We start from the raw sequence: 17,305 nt of genomic DNA, 5'->3' as shown, positions 1-17,305 counted from the left end.
GAGGAGCCGGCATATTTTTCGGGGCTACGGTCGTGGCGGTCAGGACGCGGGCGCGTAAACCTGTTTGCCGGCGAAGAAAGTCTTCAGGACTTTGGTCTCGAATAGTTCATCGTCGCTGACCTTGAACACGTCGCGGTCGAGGATGATCAGGTCCGCTTGTTTGCCGGGTGCCAACGAGCCAATTTGCTGCTCCAGTCGCAGGGCTTTGGCGGCATTGAGGGTGTAGGCGTAGAACATGGTCTGGCGATCAATGCTTTCCTTGGCGTTCAGCACGCCCAGCGGTCCTTTGCGGGTGCTGGCCTGAGCAATGGCGTTCCATGGATTGGGGCTGGACACCGGCCAGTCACTGCCACCGGCGATGACCGCGCCGGCGTTATGCAGGGACCTGGCGGGGTACTGGTAACCGTAGGCAAACGCGCTGATGTACGGCTTGACCAATTCCACCGTGTACGTCTCGCCGGTGGCCCACAGCAGTTGCATGGAGGCAATCACACCCAACTGTTTGAAGCGTGGAAACTCCTTGGGATTGACCAGTTGCAAGTGAGCGATGCTGTGCGCCACCGGCGTCGGATTGAGTTTGCGCGCATAGGCAACGCCATTCAGAGATTCGCGCACGGCACGGTCGCCGACCGCGTGCATGTGCACGATCCAGTTGCGTTTCTCCGCCGCCACCACCAGCTCACCAAAGTGCGCCGGGTCGATCAGCAACTGACCGTTTTTATGGCTGTTCTTGAAGGGCACGATCACGGCGGCGGTTTGCCCTGGAAACTCCAGAATACCGTCGGCAAACACCTTGATGCCGGGGAACGTCAGGTTTGGCACGCCCTCGAACTTTTTCATCACCGTGGCCAGCACGTCGAGGTCGGCCGGTTTGCTTTTCGGGTTAGTGATCAACAACGCCGCGACATGTGCGCTGAGTTCGCCCTTCTCCGCCAGTTCGCGGTATAGCGGCAGAACACCGTAGCTCTGCTCGGTTGCCTTGAAGTCGAAAAGCGAATCGCCGCTGCCGGCATTCGCCGCCGCGTCCATCCAGGCGGTGACGCCATACTGATTGTTGACCTTCACTGCCTCGCGGGCGGCATTCAGCATGGTCTCGTCGCTGGGTGCGGGGATCTGGCTGCGTACCTGGTCCCAGCGCGACTCGGCAAAATAACCATTGGGGGTGAAATCCGCCTCGTGACCTACATAGCTGCGCTCCTGTTCCGACAGACCTTTTACCAGTGCCGCGTCGATCTTCAGGCGCTTGAGCATGGCGTTGTTGGCCCAACCGGTGTGACCGTCAATCCCGCCGAGGACCACCGGCTGGTCCGCCCAGCGTCCCTGATTGAAGCGCTGGCCAAGCTCATGGCTTTTGTCCCAATAGGCCGAACTCACCCCGGCAATACTGATCACGTCACCGGCCCGTGCACGGCCCGCCTGATCCTGTTCGATGATCCATTGCTCCAGCTCCGGCAACGGCTTTTCTTCGTCCAGCAGATTGGCCCCCATGCTGTCGAAGGCCGCCACCACCGGGTGGCTATGGGTATCGATCATTCCCGGCATCAGCACTTTGCCGGCCAGGTCGATGCGTTGTGTCCGGGCGTCGGCCAGGGCGGTGATCTCGGCATCGCTGCCCACTTTGAGGATCTTGCCGTCTTGCACGGCCACCGCCTGCGAAAGGCCTTGGCCAGGTTCGGCGGTGAAGACCTTGCCGTTGAACAGCACAAGGTCGGCGGCGGCCATGGCTTGCATCGAAGCAAACGCCAGTGCGGCGGCCAACAGGTTTGGAATAAATCGTTGCATCGGAACGCTCTCTTGTTTTTATTGGGCAGTGCGAGTGAGGGATGCCTGAGCCGTTTGAAGGCCAACGAACGGTGCCTTGGCCCATACGACCTTGCCGCCCACGACGGTCAGCAGCACCTGATTTCGGCCCAGCTCGTCCTCGGACACTTGCATGAAGTTTTTGTCGAGGACGATCAAGTCGGCGAACTTGCCCACTTCGACCGAACCCACCACGTTCTCCAACTTAAGCTGCTCGGCGGCGTTCAGGGTGATGGTGCGCAACACTTCGCTGCGCGACAGCGCCGGGTCATTGTTCAGTCGTCCGGCGTACTTGGGGCCATAGCTGTGCGGGTTCAGCGGATCGCCCGAACGGGTGACACCGATTTTCAGCGCCAGGAATTCATCCAGCGGGTCGACAGGCCAGTCACTGCCATACGCCACACGGCCGCCGGCATTCGCGATGCTGCCCGAGGGTTCCATGCGCGAAAAACGTTCGGCCCCGAGATGATCGCTGGTGCCATCGACCGTAGAAGGCGCCTGCTGCGCCCACTGGAAGGACATGGTGGCGGTCACATCAAGGACCTTGAATCGCGAATAGTCGGCAGGGTCCACCGACTCGGCGTGAGCGATGGCGGGACGGAATCCATTACCGGGCAATTGCTGGCGCACGTACTCGATGCTGTTCAGCGCATCACGCACCGCGCGTTCGCCGGTGGCGTGCAAGTGTGGGTCGAGACCGGCCTGGACCGCCTGCATCAGTAACGGGTTGAGGACTTGCGGTGGGAAATACAGCTCACCCGTGTTTTTGCCCGGCGTCCACTTCGGCGCCTTAGCGGTGCCGGAGTTGTGCAGGTACGGCGTCAACATCGCCCCCGTGTCCGCCGGGGCGTTGATGATGCCATCCATGAACAGTTTGACGTGGCGCATGCTCACACCCGGCGCGGGTTTGGCTTCGCCCTGGTCATAGGTGTTGGCCAGTGCCTTGGCCTCGGCGATGGTTTTTGCCGGGTCGGCAGCGGCGGCAGCCGGGTCCAGCTTGATCGCCAACAACGCCCGGGCAGTCAGCTCGCCCGACTGCTGCAAGGTGGTGAAGGCTTTGCCATTCTCGGGGCCCGACAAGGCATCGAAGAAACTGGTGATGCCCTGCTGGCGCATGGCGTCGAGCGCCGCGCGGGTCTGCGTCAGCTTCTCGGCATCGGTAGCGGGCGGCACCATGGCGGCCATGGCATCGGCAGCGCCGTCTTCACAGATGCCATTCGGGTTGCCGGCGCTGTCGCGCATGTACTTGCCGTCACCGGGATTGGCCGTGTGCTTGTTGATGCCGGCAACGGCCAGGCCACGAGAGTTGGTCAGCACGGTATGGAAGTCGGTGGAGCGGACCTGGATCGGGCGATGGGTCTTGAGTGCGTCCAGGGTCGATTTGTCGGGATCGCCGTCGAGTCCGTCCATGCCTATGCGGTCCCAGCTGCCAACTTCGAGCCAGACGTCGGGTCCCTTGTCCTTGTCGGCATCCAGGCAGGCCTGAATGGTTTCCTGGAACACCTTGCGCGTCATCGTCTGGTATTTCAGGTCGCACAAGGTCATGGCACGACCGCCGTCCCCCGGATGCATGTGCGCATCGATGAAGCCCGGCATCAACATGCGTCCCGCCAGGTCGATCTGCTGTGTCTGCGTGCCGATGTAGGCAGCAACACCCTCATCGCTGCCGACATAGACAATCTTGCCCCCGGTCACAGCGATCGCCTGTTGCACCGAATTCTTGCCATCGACGGTGTAGACATAACCATTGCGCATCACCATGTCAGCGCCCGTCGAACCCTGCGTCTGGCACCCCACCAGCGCCACGCTGGAAAATGCCGTTGTCGCTGCAACGGCGATAAATAGCCTGGACAATTTCAATGCCTCACCCCTGTTTTTATAGTTTTGAAGTGGCCCGAACAAGCTGCCGTGCAAGCCCTTGATATGCAGGGCATACGATATAGAGCGCAGCAAATGTACGGACCTCCACAAATGAGGAGGGGTGAGGCAAATAGCGGTGGTTACGCCTCAACGCATAACGTGTAGCAGCTGCCGAAGGCTGCGTTCGGCTGCGCAGCAGTCGTAAAGTCAGACAATGCGGTGTGCCAGTCTTACCGAGCGCTCAGGGTTTACGACTGCTGCGCAGCCGAACGCAGGCTTCGCCAGCTGCTACAGATCGCGTTACGGCGGAGATTAATCACGACGTGCCGCATCCGCCAACGAACTCGCCGAACGCAGCACAGAACCCAGCTCCACCTTGCTCTTCACACCCAGCTGCAAGTAGCAGTTGCGCAAATAGGTGCGCACTGTCGCCGGACTCAAGGCCAGGATTTTGGCGATTTCTTTGTAGGAATGACCGGCGGCGAACAGCATCGCGGCCGTGCGCTCTCGTGGCGCCAGCATCGCCCCGCGCGATTGCGATTCGAGTGACAGGATGACGTGATCGGCGTTAGGACTCAGCGTCAATGCGCAGCGACCCAGGCGGATGACGCAGGGCGCCTTTGGCAGTTGCGCAATCACCTCACCCGGAAGCATTGAACCGCTCCACCCCGGCAACTCGCGCTGAATGGCCGCACACAACTTTGCCCCCACGTACAGCAAACTGCCGTCCATGCGCGCGACCCCGAAGTCCGTCGCGCCGTTGCCCGTTTCAATCCGGATCATGTCTTGCACCTGAAACCGCCACAACTGCAACAGGTGGTCGCAGAACGCCGAAAACAAATCGGCTTCGCTGTCGCTGAACGTCGGTGCCTGGTCGCCACGGTAAAGACAGACGAAGAACATCAAGCCACTTTCGGGCAACTCGAAGGTGATGCACATCAGATGGTAGAGGTCGTGACGCCGTGCAAAGTCGTTGACCTCCTCGCAGGGATCGTTGAACCCACTGTCGCGCACGACTTCCCCGGGTTGACTCATGGTGTCTTGGGAAAATTTGTCGCTGACCGATATTTTGTGCCATTCGATGGCAAATGACTCGGGCAGATTGATCCGCCCGTGCATCCAGCTTCGAGCGGGTGTTGTGGCGTCCGACGCGGACATCTCGCCCCACCACGCCGAAGCGAAAGGCACCAGTTGACTGAAAGCCTGCAAACCGTCGGCAATGAACTGGGAAGCGCCGCGATCTCGAGCCAGCCTTCCTAAGTGCAACACACAAAGATTGAACGCCTTCAGCGTCGCCATCGACGTCGTGACGTCGACTTCATTCCCCTCCTCCATCGCGCTGATCCTGTTTGCTACATGGCGTATTATTTCGACGATGCCATAGGCACAGCGATCGCGTCCAGTGCGCTGCTCGCGCAAAAAGTTGAGTCCATCAAAGCGCCGCCAAACGTGACTCGGCATGCCCTCACTCCGACATTACTCCGGGGGCGGCAGATCTGGAGCCGACGCAACGGCAACGGCAAGATCAACAGCTTCGCGAGCAGGCTCGCTCCTACAGTGGATATTGGATCGGCGTATGGCTTTTGATTCTCACCACTCATCAGGCCGAGCGTTAGCTCGCCTTCAGCTGTTGATCTTGACGCACCGTCCCCTCACGCCCTGAGCCTCTCCGTCAACCTGTGGCTACCTCCATCGGCGCCTCTATCAACGTTGATCCGCGCCGCGTTAAAGCCTGCAAGTAAGCCTTTTCGTCATAGACGGTGCTGGTTTTCCAGCACCGATAGACGACTCTGATCCACTTAAAGCGGAGTTCTCTCCTTTGATAGGTACCCAGCGAAAATCACACTCCTCGTTTCACCTGCAAAACAAATCCGCTATTTCCCCGCGCCGGACGTTACTTAAAAAACCCCCTCCTTCCCGCCACTTCCCATCACCCGCACAACCAATGTGCAATTTCGTGCCGTATAAGAAACTACGTTTCACATATGAAACATCAATAAATCGATGAAAACACCGTAACCCATTAATAAAAAAGACTTTTTAAACAAAAAACCAACTTGGCAAAACGCTGGCATTGTTCATGCACTAAACACCGTATCACCTATAAAACAGACCAGAGACCCTTCCCAATGGCTGTGAACGAGATGTACGCCATCGCCCCTCAATGGAATAAACCCGCTCCCAAGGAAGACCAGGAGCCCACCGAAATTGAATTCCGCAATGTCGGCAAATGTTTCCCGGCCAAAGGAAAGTCCGAAGCGCCGTTTGCCATTCGCGAGGTCAATTTCAAGATTCGCCGCGGTGAAGTGGTGTCGATCATCGGCCCTTCCGGCTGTGGCAAGAGCACCATCCTGAACATGGGCTCTGGCCTCTACCGGCCGACTGAAGGCGAAGTGTTCGTCGGCGGTGAAGCGGTGACCGGTCCGGTGCGCAGGGTCGCGTTCATGCTGCAAAAAGACCTGCTGATGCCATGGCGCAGCATTCGCCGCAATGTCGAACTGGGACTGGAAATTCAAGGTGTTCCAGCCGCCAAACGTCAGGCCGTGGCCAAAGATCTGCTTGATCGCTGCCACCTGCAAGGCTTTGCCGACCACTACCCGTTCCAGCTGTCAGGTGGCATGCGCCAGCGCGCAGCCCTGGCGCGGACACTGGCCATCGATCCGCAAGTGCTGTTCCTCGACGAGCCGTTTTCGGCGCTGGATGCGCAGACCAAGATGATCCTGCAACAAGACATGGCCCGGATGCTGTTCGATGAAAAGAAAACCGCGCTGTTCATTACCCATGACCTGATCGAAGCCATCGCCATGTCCGACCGGCTGCTGGTCATGAGCGCTCGCCCCGGCACCATCATCGAAGAAATCAGTATTGACCTGCCGTTTCGCGACAACCCGCTGGAGCGCCGCAAGCTACCGGAAATTGGCCCGCTGGTGGGTCGCCTGATGGAGTTGTTGCAAGTCAGCGAAGACACCGAATTGCATTGATCAACACCCATCGCGGCCATCAACCGATTCAGGAGCACGCATGTTCAAGTCTCTGTTTCAACGCTTTAGCCAAGCCACCGGCATCGCACTCGGCGTGGGCATGGCATTCGCCGCCCAGGCACAGCCGACCGACGTCACCTATTTGTTGCCGGCGCCGCCGAACTTGCCGGCCTTCGCCCCGTGGATCATCGCCCAGCAGAAGGGGTACTACGCCGCCCAGAACCTGAACATGAACTTCATCGCGGCCAAGGGCGGTGTGGACGTGGCGAAACAGATCGGTGCGGGTAACGCCATGCTCGGTGGCGCCCTCGGTGATACACCCATTGTGGTACGGGCCAACGGGATTCCAGTGCGCGACGTCGCGGTGCTGGGCGCCGGCGGCGTCACCATGATTGCGACCAACGCTGCGGAAAATATCAATTCGATCACCGACCTCAAGGGCAAGACGGTGACCGTGATGTCCTACTCCGACACCACTTACTACGCCTTGCTCGCCTCCCTGCGTAAAGCCGGCCTGAGCAAAAACGATGTGAACATTCAGGCCGCCGGGCCCGCCGGTGTCTGGCAGTTGTTCTCGGCCGACAAAGCCGTGGCGATGGCCGGTGTGCCGGACTGGGTGGTCAACGCCGAAGAAGCCGGTTTGAAGATCAAGCTGATCCCGCAAGCGCAGATCTTCGAAAGCATGGCGCAGTCGATCCTCGCCTCCGACGATGCCATCAAGAATCACCCGGATATCGTTCGCGGCACTGTCCAGGCCACCCTGCAGGGAATGCGCGACATCATTCAGGACCCGCGCGCTGCCGCAGTGACCTTTGCCAAGGCTGTTCCCGCCTATGCCGGCAAGGAAGAGTCGCTGGAGAAAATCTTCAAGCTCTACGTCGAGCACGTCTATGCCAACCAGACCGTACTGGGCCGGATCGATCCGGCGCGACTGGAAGCGGTCCGCCAGTTCTACGTCAGCGAAGGCATCGTCACCCAGGAACCGAAGCTCGACGATCTCTACACCAACCAGTTCATCGACACCCAAACAGCCGCGCAATAACGGCGAGTGACAACAAGGTACCGATACGATGAAAAACCTCAACAACTCCGTGTTTGGCAGCGTCGCCCTGCTGATCCTGTTCCTGGTGCTTTGGCAATGGGGGCCGGGATTGCTCGGCATGCCCGAATTCGTCATGCCGAAACTGAGCCGGGTGGCCCAGGAAAGCCTGGTGATGTGGCACACCGGCGGCTTGCTGCAACATACCCTGATCACCGCGTTCGAAATTATTGTCGGCTTTGGCCTGGGCGCCCTGCTCGGCGTGGCAATCGGTGTGTCGCTAGGGCTCTCGCCTGGCGCAGAAGCCATGCTGTCGCCGTACATTCTGGCGCTGCAAATCGCCCCGAAAGTGGCCTTCGCCCCGCTGTTCGTGATGTGGCTGGGCTACACCATCTACCCGAAGATTCTGATCGCCATTTTGATCGTGTTCTTCCCGGTGATGATCAACGTGCTCTCGGCGATCCGCACCGTTGACCCGGACATGATCAACCTCGTGCGGACGATGAACGCCAGCCGCTGGCAGATTTTCCGCCTGGTGGAGTTTCCGTCGGCCATGGCCGCGCTGTTCTCCGGCCTGCGCATTGCTTCGACCCTGGCCGTGATCGGCGTCACCGTCGGTGAACTGGTTGGCGGCAACCAGGGCCTGGGCTTCCTGCTGGTCGATGCCGAAGGCCAGGGCAACACCGCGGGTGTATTCGTCGCCATCGTGATGCTCACGCTGATCGGCGTGCTCGCTTACGGCGCAGTGGTCTGGACCGAGAAACGCGTCCTGCATTACATGCCCAAAGCCATGTTGAGCACCCAATGATGACGACCCTCAATCGTTTACTCGAAGGCCGTCGCGTACTGGTCACCGGAGGCGCCCGCGGGTTGGGTTACGCCTTTGCCCAGGCCATTGGCCGGGCCGGTGCCCACGTGGTGATCGCCGATATTCTCGCTGAGCGCGTCCAGCAATCAGCCGCCGAACTGGTCGCTGAAGGCCTGACCGTGCATGGCGTGACCGTCGATCTCGCGCAACCCGATTCGATCGACGCCTGCATCGCTGAAACCACCCGTTTGCTCGGTGGGCTCGACGGTCTGGTGAACAACGCCTCGATCACCAATTCCGGCGGCAAGACCTGCGAAGAACTGAGCCTCGACACCTGGGATCAGGTGATGCAAGTCAATGTGCGCGGTACCTGGCTGATGACCAAAGCCTGCCTGCCGGCCCTGCGCGCCAGCGGTCATGGCGCCATTGTCAACCTGGCTTCCGATACCCCGTTGTGGGGCGCACCGAACCTGCTGGCGTATGTCGCCAGCAAGGGCGCAATTATCGCCATGACCCGCAGCCTGGCCCGCGAACTGGGGACCGACAACATCACGGTCAATGCCATCGCGCCCGGCCTGGTGCTGGTCGAAGCCACCGCCTACGTGCCTGAAGCCCGTCACCGTTTGTACAACGACCAACGGGCCATTCAACGCCCGCAACTTCCCGAAGACGTCAGCGGCGCCGTGCTGTTCGCGCTGTCCGACCTCGCCCGTTTCATCACTGGACAAACCTTGCCGGTCAACGGCGGGTTCGTCATGCCCTGATTTGGAGACTGCCATGACCGATCTATCTGCAAACATGAACGCTCAGCAAGACACCCCGAAAAGCTGGGAACAGCCTGCCGGCAGCGACCTCGAAAGCTGGATGAAAACCCGCATCGCCCGCTACGACACGCGCAAGTACGACTGGAACGCACTGAAATTCCAGGCCGACTACGACCCCAAATTCCGTCGCGCGCAAATGCGCTACATCGGCACCGGCGGCACCGGCGTAACCACCGACATGAACACCATCCCGTCGGAGAATTTCACGTTCTCCACCATGGTGATTCCGGCCGGTCACGAAGGCCCGCCGCACCTGCACACCGACGTTGAAGAAGTGTTCTTCGTACTACGCGGCAAACTCAAGGTCGTGATCGAGAAGGACGGCGAGCGTTTCGAAACCATCCTCACCGACCGTGATGTGATTTCCGTGCCGCCTGGCGTGTACCGCGAAGAGATCAACATTGGCGACGAAGACGCGCTGATGTGCGTAATGCTCGGTGCGAAAAAACCGCTGACCCCGACCTACCCGCCAGAACACCCTCTGGCCTCGATCAAGCGCGGATAAACCCATGTCGCACGCCATCGATCATCTCGTCCCGCAGCTTACGGCTGACCTTGAAGCGCGGCTGGCCCCGCACTTCCCCTTGCGCACGCTGGAGATCGCCGGTGGGCGCCAGGCCTTCCGCGAATGCGGAACCGGGCCAGCCATTGTGTTGTTGCACGGGATCGGCTCGGGCTCGGCGTCGTGGTTAGAGGTGGCGCAAGAGCTTGGCCAGAGCGCCCGGGTGATTGCCTGGGAGGCTCCCGGCTACGGTGAGTCCACGCCGCTGCGATCGCTGGCCCCCGACGCGTCGGACTACGCCGAACGACTGCTGCAGATGCTCGACGCACTGGGCATCCAGCGTTGTGTGCTGGTGGGCCATTCCCTCGGGGCGATCACTGCCACGGCGTTCGCCAGCGGCGTGCACCGACAGCGAGTCAGCCGGCTGGTGTTGATCAGCCCTGCCCAGGGTTACGGTCATCCATCGCGCGCCTTGCTGCGCCAGGAAGTCCGCGATAAACGCCTACGGGCCCTGGAACAACTGGGCATTCAACACATGGCCGAGCAACGCAGCGCCTACATGCTTTCGCCTGCCGCCAGCCCGAAAGCACAGGCCTGGGTGCAATGGAACATGGCGCGGCTCAACCCCGAAGGCTATCGCCAGGCCATTGAATTGTTGTGTGGCGATGACCTGCTGCGGCACGCGCCGCTGTCGATGCCTTGCGAAGTGCATTGCGGCGAAGCCGATGGCATCACCGCTCCCGAAAGCTGCCTGACCCTGGCCAAGGCCTTGGGCGGGACGTTCAACCTTATTGCCGATGCCGGGCACGCCAGCCCCATCGAACAACCTTGTGTGGTGGCGGGCCGCCTGGCCTTTGCCATCAAAGAATCCCTGACAGGTGCATCGCTATGAACGATTCAGATCTGCTGAAGGACGCCCAGGATAAATACATCGTGCCAGGCCTGGAGCGCGGCTTGCTGCTGCTGTGCGAGTTCAGCCGGCGCAATCGCACGCTGACCGCGCCGGAACTGGCCCGGCGCCTGGCGCTGCCGCGATCGACCATCTTTCGGTTGCTCACGACACTGGAAACCATGGGTTTCGTCACCCGCAGCGGCAACGAATACCGACTCGGCATGTCGGTACTGCGCCTGGGCTTCGAGTACCTGGCGTCCCTGGAACTGACCGAACTCGGCCAACCGCTGCTCGCCCGTTTATGCGACCGTCTCAACTACCCGAGCAATCTGGTGGTGCGCGATGGCCGCTCGATTGTCTATGTCGCCAAAGTCTCGCCGCCCTCCGTGTTCTCCAGCGCCGTGAACGTCGGTACTCGCCTGCCCGCCCACGCCACCGTCCTCGGCCGCATCCTGCTCGAAGACCTGTCGCTGACGGAACTGCGTGAGCTGTACCCGGAAGATCACCTGGAACAGTTCTCGCCTTGCACGCCAAAAACCGTGATGGAACTGTTTGACCTGGTGCAAGCCGACCGTCAACGCGGTTTCGTCAGCAGCGAAGGCTTCTTCGAGTCAACGATCTCGACAGTCGCCGCCCCGGTGCGTGATGAGACGAGCCGGATTGTCGCCGCGCTGGGCGTGACCATCCCGACCGCGCAGATCGCTCACGTCAACTTCAACGAATTGCTCTTGCAAGTGCGCCGCAGCGCCGACGAACTGTCGCGCCTGCTCAATTACAACAGCGCTGCTGGTCACGACGGCCAGCACCGCGTAACCGCCTTGATGAGGGATTGAGATGAGTCTCTATCAACTGCAAAACAGCACCGCGATTGTCACCGGAGGTTCTTCGGGGATTGGCCTGGCCTGCGTCGAGCTGTTGCTCGAAGCCGGCGCGGCCGTGGCGTTCTGCGGTCGCAACGAAGATCGCCTGCGCAGCGCCGAAACAGGGTTGCGTCAACGCTTCCCCGAAGCGCGGCTGCTGGCCCATGCCTGCAACGTGCTCGAAGCGGACTCGGTCAACGCCTTTGCCGCCGCTAGCCTCGCCGCATTCGGTCCGGCCAGCGTGCTGATCAACAACGCCGGGCAAGGCCGGGTCTCGACCTTCGCCGACACTACGGACAGCGCCTGGACCGAAGAGTTGAACCTGAAATTTTTCTCGGTGATCAACCCGGTTCGCGCCTTCAATGCACAGCTTGAAAGCCAAACCAATGCGGCCATCGTCTGCGTCAATTCGCTGCTGGCCAGCCAGCCGGAGCCGCATATGGTCGCCACCTCGGCTGCTCGCGCAGGTGTCATGAACCTGGTGCGCTCGATGGCCACCGAATTTGCCAGTGACGGCATTCGGGTCAACGGCATCCTGATTGGCCTGGTCGAATCCGGGCAATGGCGCCGCCGTTTCGAAGCCCGCGAAGAGCGGGATCTGGACTGGACCCAATGGACCGCCCGGCTTGCTCAACAAAAACACATTCCCTTGGGGCGCCTGGGCCTGCCGATTGAAGCGGCCCGCGCGATCCTGTTCCTGGCCTCGCCTCTGTCGGCTTACACCACAGGCAGCCATATCGATGTTTCTGGAGGCCTGTCTCGCCATGCGTAATGAAAATACTGTCACCGTTGGCGCTGCCATCACCGCGTTTCTCGAACAGTGCGACGTTAAAGCCGCGTTCGGCGTCATTTCGATCCATAACATGCCGATCCTCGATGCGTTCGCCGTACGCGGCAACATCCGTTTTGTCATGGCCCGCGGTGAAGCCGGCGCCACTAACATGGCCGATGCCTATGCCCGCACCACCGGAGGCCTGGGCGTCTGCCTGACGTCCACCGGCACCGCGGCCGGCAACGCTGCCGGCGCCATGGTCGAAGCACTGACCGCCGGCACACCGCTGCTGCACATCACCGGGCAAATCGAAACGCCGTACCTGGATCAGGAATTCGCTTACATCCATGAAGCCCGCGACCAACTGACCATGCTCAAGGCCGTGTCGAAAGCCGCGTTCCGTGTGCGCAGCGTCGACACCGCGATCAGCACCCTGAAACTCGCCGTGCAAACCGCGCTGACCGCCCCCACCGGGCCGGTCAGCGTCGAGATCCCGATCGACATCCAGTCGACCTTCATCACGATGCCGACCGACTTGTCGCCGCTGCCGATTCCGGTGGCCGTGCCTGCCCCGGAAGCGCTGGACCTGGTGGCCGAACGTCTGGCGACTGCCACGCGTCCATTGCTGTGGCTTGGCGGCGGTGCTCGGCATGCCGGGCCTCAAGTCAAACGCTTGCTGGACATGGGCGTCGGCGTAATCACCTCGACCCAAGGTCGCGGCGTGGTCAACGAAGATGACGAGCGCTGCCTCGGCGCGTTCTCGCAAAACAAACTGGTCGAGCAGTTCCTGCAAAGTTGTGACGCCCTGCTGATCGCCGGTTCACGCCTGCGCAGCAACGAAACATTCAAGTACGCGTTGAAGCTGCCACGTAATACCTTGCGTATCGACGCCAACCCGGCCATTGAAGGTCGCAGCTATAACAGCGAGCTGTTTATCTGCGGTGATTCGGCGCTGGCGCTCGAAGGCCTGGCCGATCGCCTGGAAGGTCGTCTGCACATCGACCCGACATTCCTTGCCGACCTCAAGGAGGTGCGCGAAAAATCCCGCACGCAACTGATCGCCGACCTCGGCCCGTACTCGGCCATGGTCGAACAGCTGCAAGCGATGACCGGGCGCAATTTCTCCTGGGTACGCGACGTCACGCTGTCCAACAGCATCTGGGGCAATCGCTTGCTGACCCTGTTTCACCCGCGCTCCGGCGTGCATGCGCTAGGCGGCGGCATTGGCCAGGGCCTGTCGATGGGCATCGGTGCGGCAGTCGCTGCAGCGGAAACCGCGCCTGAACGAAAAGTCTTCACCCTGGCCGGTGATGGCGGTTTCATTCTCAACCTCGGAGAACTGGCGACGCTGGTGCAAGAGAACGCCAACGTGGTGATTCTGCTGATGAACGATCAGCGTTACGGCGTGATCCGCAATATCCAGGACGCGGTCTACGGCAGCCGTCATTGCTACGTCGACCTGCACACCCCGGATTACTCCAAGCTGGCTGAATCGCTGAACCTGCGCCACGGCCTGGTCACCGACCTGAAGGATTTCGGCAGTGTCGTCGACACTGCGCTCGGTCAACCGGGGCCGTTCCTGCTGGAAGTCGACATGCTCAGCGTCGGCAGCTTCGCCACGCAATTCGCCGGTCCGCCCAACAGCGAAACCAAAGCGCAAAAAGCCACGGCCTGAGGAGTTCATCATGTTGCATATCACCATGATCGGCTGCGGCGCCATTGGCGTCGGCGTGCTCGAACTGCTGGAGAAAGACCCGCAGCTGTGCGTCGACTACGTCATCGCCTCGGCCGGCTCTGAAGAACTGGTGCGCCAGCGGTTGGCGAGTTTCAAACAACCACCGCAAGTGCTAACGGCATTGCCGGCCGACGCGCGCCCCGACCTGTTGGTCGAATGCGCCGGTCACCGCGCCATCGAAGAGCATGTGTTGCCGGCACTGGAGCGTGGCATCGCCTGCCTGATTGTCTCGGTGGGTGCGCTGTCCGAAGTCGGGCTGGTGGAACGTCTGGAAGCCGCCGCCGAGCGGGGGCAAACCCGCATCGAGTTGCTGCCCGGTGCCATCGGTGGCATCGACGCGCTGTCGGCAGCCAAAGTGGGCGGGCTGGACTCGGTCAATTACACCGGACGCAAACCGGCACGCGCCTGGAAAAACACCCCTGCTGAACAGGTCTGTGACCTGGACAGCATTACTGAAGCCACGGTGATTTTTGAGGGCAGCGCCCGCGAAGCGGCACACCTTTATCCAAAAAACGCCAACGTCGCCGCGACCTTGTCGCTGGCCGGCCTTGGCCTGGACCGTACCCATGTGACATTGATTGCCGATCCGTCGAGCGAAGAAAACGTGCATCACTTCGAAGCCCGCGGTGCCTTCGGCGGCTTCGAACTGAGCCTGCGTGGCAAACCGCTGCAGGCCAACCCGAAGACCTCGGCGTTGACCGTTTACAGCGTCGTCCGCGCCTTGGGCAACCACGCCCATGCGATTTCGATTTAGGGGACAGCGATGACTCTCGAACAGACTTTACCGATTTGCATTGCCGGCGAATGGCGACTCGGTCGCGGCGAGCGCTATGCCACATGCTACCCCGCGACCGGCGAAGCCGTTGCCTGGCTCAACGCCGCCAGTGTCGAAGACGTGGAAGACGCCGTGCAAGGCGCGCATCAGGCGTTTTTGCACAGTGGCTGGGCGCAGCGCAAACCACACGAACGGGCCGGCGTGCTGTACCGCATTGCCGAGTTGATCCGTGAACGTAGCGAAGAGCTGGCGCAATTGCAGCGCCAGGACAACGGCAAGCCGATCAACGAAACCCGTGCCCTGGTGGCCAGCGCCGCCGGGACCTTTCAGTTCTTTGCCTCGGCCTGTGAAACCCTCGAAGAAACCATCACGCCGTCACGGGGTGATTTCGTCAGCATGAGCGTTTACGAGCCCATGGGCGTGATCGCCGCGATTACCCCGTGGAACTCACCGATTGCCAGCGAAGCGCAGAAAGTCGCTCCGGCACTCGCCGCCGGCAATGCCGTGGTGATCAAACCGGCGGAAATCACGCCGTTGATGGCCCTGCAACTGGCACGCATCTGCGAAGATGCCGGGCTGCCGAAAGGCCTGCTGAGTGTATTGCCGGGCAAGGGTTCGCTGCTGGGCGATGCGCTGACCCGCCACCCGTTGGTCAAGCGTGTTTCGTTCACCGGCGGCACCAAAACCGGTAAACACATTGCCCACATCGCCGCCGACAAAATGATGCCGGTGTCGCTGGAACTGGGCGGTAAATCACCGACCATCGTCCTCGACGATGCGGATCTCGACCACGCTGTGGCCGGGGTGCTTTACGGCATCTTCAGTTCTTCGGGCGAAGCCTGCATCGCCGGTTCCCGGTTATTTGTCGCCCGCGCATTGTATGCGCCGTTCATGGCACGTCTGGTGGCGGCGGCAGCTGAGTTGCGTGTCGGTGATCCGGCGGATGAGAGCACGCAAATGGGCCCGCTGATCAGCGCCGGTCACCGTGAATCGGTGGAGCGCTACGTCGCGCTGGGGCTGACCGAAGGTGGACGCTTGCTGCTCGGCGGCCAGCGGCCGACCGGCGGCATTTACGACCAGGGTTATTACTACCCGCCGACCATCCTCGAAGGCCTGAACAACAGCCAACAAGTGTGCCAGGAAGAGATCTTCGGCCCGGTGTTGATCGCCATGCCATTCGATGACGAAGCGCAATTGCTCGAACAGGCCAACGACAGCCTGTACGCCCTCGCTGCCGGGATCTGGACGCGTGACTACAAACGCGCCTGGGCGCTGGGTCGAAAAATCCAGGCTGGCACGGTATGGATCAACACCTACAAACAGTTCTCGATTTCCACCCCGTTCGGCGGCTGGCGCGATAGCGGCCTGGGTCGTGAAAAAGGTCGCCTCGGCATCCTGCAGTACATGGAACAGAAAAGCCTTTATTGGGGCATGAATGAACAGCCACTGGCCTGGGCCGGTGTGCAACGAGAGGTTGGGTTATGAGCGTTTTAGGCATTGATGAAGTCACCTACGGCGTCGAAGACCTCGACACCAGCACGCGTTTTTTCAGCGACTGGGGCCTGACCAAAGTCAGCGAACAGCCTGACGAGGTGATCTTCGAAACCCTCAACGGCTGCCGTGTGGTGCTGGCCGATATCAACAAGGCTGGCTTGCCGCCGGCCATCGAACCCGGTTCGACCGTGCGTGAAGTGGTCTGGGGCGTCGAAAGCGACGCGGACCTGAAGCTTTACAGTGAACGAATCGCCAACGATCCAGGCTTCATTGAAGCTGATGGCCGCATCGGTTGCACCGACCCCAATGGCCTGGCGATCCGCCTGCAAGTGACCCGCAAGCGTGAGCTGGACATCGAGTGCAGCGGCCACAACACCTGGCAAACCAAAGGCCGGATCAACAAGGCCGCGCCGGTTTACGAACGCGCCACGCCGATCGAAGTCGGTCATGTGGTGTTTTTCGTCAAGGATGTGAATGCCTGCGAAGCCTTCTATCACGAGCGTTTCGGCTTCCAGGCCTCGGACCGCTATCCGGATCGCGGGGCTTTCCTGCGCACCGCTGAAGAAGGTGGCCACCACGACCTGTTCATGTTGCAACTGCCTGCCCCTCGCGCCGGTTTGAACCACGTCGCCTTCACCGTGCGTGATGTCCACGAAGTGTTCGGCGGCGGCATGCACATCTCCCGCAGCGGCTGGGCCACGGAAATCGGCCCGGGACGGCATCCGGTGTCTTCGGCGTTCTTCTGGTACTTCAAAAACCCGGCCGGCGCGCTGGTCGAGTACTACGCCGACGAAGACCAACTGACCGGCGAATGGGAACCACGCACCTTCGAACCCGGCCCGACGGTATTCGCCGAATGGGCCATTGCCGGCGGCATCGATGGCAACACCCGACGCCAGCAAAATGTCGAAGCGCCGCAAGGCAAATTCCTTACCGACAAACCGAAATCCTGAGCAGGAGTCG

The 17,305-nt window shown here is 61.0% G+C and carries 15 protein-coding genes and 1 pseudogene; 12 read left to right on the top strand and 4 right to left on the bottom strand.

Translation table 11 applies throughout. The annotated features are described in order from the left end of the window. Window positions 1–39: 39 nt before the first annotated feature. The 4 genes and pseudogenes from ACM6IR_RS19195 to ACM6IR_RS19180 all read right to left on the bottom strand — a co-directional run. On the bottom strand, window positions 40–1,782 hold the full coding sequence (locus ACM6IR_RS19195; RefSeq protein WP_414909149.1) for an amidohydrolase: 1,743 nt from the start codon (window positions 1,780–1,782) through the stop codon (window positions 40–42). An 18-nt stretch (window positions 1,783–1,800) separates the two neighbouring features. Continuing rightward, window positions 1,801–3,660 carry an amidohydrolase gene (locus ACM6IR_RS19190; protein ID WP_414909148.1) on the bottom strand — a complete coding sequence of 620 codons (1,860 nt, stop codon included), beginning with the start codon at window positions 3,658–3,660 and terminating at the stop codon, window positions 1,801–1,803. 312 nt (window positions 3,661–3,972) lie between these two features. Further along, window positions 3,973–4,995: a helix-turn-helix transcriptional regulator gene (locus ACM6IR_RS19185; RefSeq protein ID WP_414909147.1), complete on the bottom strand. Its 1,023-nt coding sequence runs from the start codon at window positions 4,993–4,995 to the stop codon at window positions 3,973–3,975. Window positions 4,996–5,332: 337 nt separating this feature from the next. Next, window positions 5,333–5,476: pseudogene (locus ACM6IR_RS19180) on the bottom strand (IS110 family transposase); the annotation flags it as partial. A 328-nt stretch (window positions 5,477–5,804) separates the two neighbouring features. Here ACM6IR_RS19180 and ACM6IR_RS19175 point away from each other — a divergent pair. The 12 genes from ACM6IR_RS19175 to ACM6IR_RS19120 are packed head-to-tail and all read left to right on the top strand — an operon-like array spanning window position 5,805 to window position 17,295. Continuing rightward, the gene (locus tag ACM6IR_RS19175; protein ID WP_414909164.1) at window positions 5,805–6,641 is read left to right on the top strand and encodes an ABC transporter ATP-binding protein; all 837 of its coding nucleotides are present in this window, start codon (window positions 5,805–5,807) and stop codon (window positions 6,639–6,641) included. 40 nt (window positions 6,642–6,681) lie between these two features. Beyond that, window positions 6,682–7,683 (top strand): ABC transporter substrate-binding protein, encoded by a 1,002-nt coding sequence (locus ACM6IR_RS19170; protein ID WP_414909146.1) that lies wholly within the window; start codon window positions 6,682–6,684, stop codon window positions 7,681–7,683. Between the two features lie 28 nt (window positions 7,684–7,711). Beyond that, on the top strand, window positions 7,712–8,488 hold the full coding sequence (locus ACM6IR_RS19165; protein ID WP_414909145.1) for an ABC transporter permease: 777 nt from the start codon (window positions 7,712–7,714) through the stop codon (window positions 8,486–8,488). Then, a complete protein-coding gene (locus ACM6IR_RS19160; RefSeq protein WP_201111777.1) occupies window positions 8,485–9,252 on the top strand; it encodes an SDR family oxidoreductase in 768 nt (255 codons plus the stop codon). Before ACM6IR_RS19165 ends, ACM6IR_RS19160 begins: the two co-directional genes overlap by 4 nt. 34 nt (window positions 9,253–9,286) lie before the next feature. Further along, window positions 9,287–9,817, top strand: a complete 531-nt coding sequence (locus tag ACM6IR_RS19155; RefSeq protein ID WP_414909163.1) for a cupin domain-containing protein — start codon at window positions 9,287–9,289, stop codon at window positions 9,815–9,817. 4 nt (window positions 9,818–9,821) lie between these two features. Beyond that, window positions 9,822–10,706, top strand: coding sequence for an alpha/beta fold hydrolase (locus ACM6IR_RS19150; RefSeq protein ID WP_414909144.1), 885 nt, complete (start codon window positions 9,822–9,824; stop codon window positions 10,704–10,706). Then, complete coding sequence (locus ACM6IR_RS19145; RefSeq protein ID WP_414909143.1) at window positions 10,703–11,539, top strand: IclR family transcriptional regulator; 837 nt, start codon at window positions 10,703–10,705, stop codon at window positions 11,537–11,539. Before ACM6IR_RS19150 ends, ACM6IR_RS19145 begins: the two co-directional genes overlap by 4 nt. Before the next feature lies 1 nt (window position 11,540). Beyond that, window positions 11,541–12,338 (top strand): SDR family oxidoreductase, encoded by a 798-nt coding sequence (locus ACM6IR_RS19140; RefSeq protein WP_414909142.1) that lies wholly within the window; start codon window positions 11,541–11,543, stop codon window positions 12,336–12,338. Then, window positions 12,331–14,013 (top strand): thiamine pyrophosphate-binding protein, encoded by a 1,683-nt coding sequence (locus ACM6IR_RS19135; protein ID WP_414909141.1) that lies wholly within the window; start codon window positions 12,331–12,333, stop codon window positions 14,011–14,013. The genes ACM6IR_RS19140 and ACM6IR_RS19135 overlap by 8 nt, the downstream gene beginning before the upstream one ends. Before the next feature lie 10 nt (window positions 14,014–14,023). Further along, a complete protein-coding gene (locus tag ACM6IR_RS19130; RefSeq protein ID WP_414909140.1) occupies window positions 14,024–14,827 on the top strand; it encodes an aspartate dehydrogenase in 804 nt (267 codons plus the stop codon). Window positions 14,828–14,836: 9 nt separating this feature from the next. Next, entirely contained in the window at window positions 14,837–16,333 is a 1,497-nt protein-coding gene (locus tag ACM6IR_RS19125; protein ID WP_414909139.1) for an aldehyde dehydrogenase, read from the top strand. Continuing rightward, on the top strand, window positions 16,330–17,295 hold the full coding sequence (locus ACM6IR_RS19120; RefSeq protein WP_414909138.1) for a VOC family protein: 966 nt from the start codon (window positions 16,330–16,332) through the stop codon (window positions 17,293–17,295). The genes ACM6IR_RS19125 and ACM6IR_RS19120 overlap by 4 nt, the downstream gene beginning before the upstream one ends. Window positions 17,296–17,305: the final 10 nt, after the last annotated feature.

This window comes from Pseudomonas sp. IT-P253, from assembly GCF_949768125.1.
GTDB lineage: Bacteria > Pseudomonadota > Gammaproteobacteria > Pseudomonadales > Pseudomonadaceae > Aquipseudomonas.
This window is presented reverse-complemented; position numbering and strand designations above follow the sequence as displayed.